Below are 682 nucleotides of genomic sequence, written 5' to 3' on the forward strand. Positions count from 1 at the left end.
GCGCCGCTCTGCGCGACCAGGGCGGGCACGCGACGCTGGTGCGCGCCCCCGATGCGGTCCGGGCCGCGGTGCCGGTGTTCCAGCCCCTGGCGGAGCCGCTGATGCGGATCACCGCCGGGATCAAGACGGCGCACGATCCCGCCGGGGTGCTGAACCCGGGCCGGATGTACGCGGGCGTGTGAGTCCGGTCCCCTCCCCGCCCGGAGAGGAGAGCAGCAGGAAGGCATCGTGCAGACCAATTTCAACCTCGCCCAGCTCGCCGATCCCGCCATGGCGGCGTCGGAAAAGATCCTGCGGACCTGCGTGCATTGCGGCTTCTGCACGGCGACCTGCCCGACCTACCTGCTGCTGGGCGACGAGCTCGATTCCCCGCGCGGCCGGATCTACCTGATCAAGGACATGCTGGAGGGCGGGAAGCCCGCCTCGCAGGAGGTGGTCAAGCACATCGACCGCTGCCTCTCCTGCCTGTCCTGCATGACCACCTGCCCGTCGGGGGTGCACTACATGCACCTCGTCGACCACGCCCGGGCGCATATCGAGACGACCTTCGCGCGCCCGACGGACGACCGGTTCCTGCGCGCGCTGCTGGCGCAGGTCCTGCCCTACCCGAACCGGTTCCGGCTGGCGCTGGTCGCCGCCAAGCTCGGCGCGCCGTTTCGCGGGATCGTGGCGCGGCGAGCTT

General features: G+C 71.1%; 1 protein-coding gene and 1 pseudogene. Both read left to right on the plus strand.

Annotated features, from left to right (window positions below; all coding sequences use genetic code 11):
- A pseudogene (locus tag FV228_RS31735) lies at positions 1–182 on the plus strand (glycolate oxidase subunit GlcE); the annotation flags it as partial.
- Between the two features lie 46 nt (positions 183–228).
- Positions 229–682 (plus strand): 4Fe-4S dicluster domain-containing protein (locus tag FV228_RS31740; RefSeq protein ID WP_147857973.1); only part of this gene is annotated, 454 nt, incomplete at its 3' end.

Origin of the sequence: Methylobacterium sp. WL18 (genome assembly GCF_008040015.1) — a bacterium.
GTDB lineage: Bacteria > Pseudomonadota > Alphaproteobacteria > Rhizobiales > Beijerinckiaceae > Methylobacterium > Methylobacterium mesophilicum.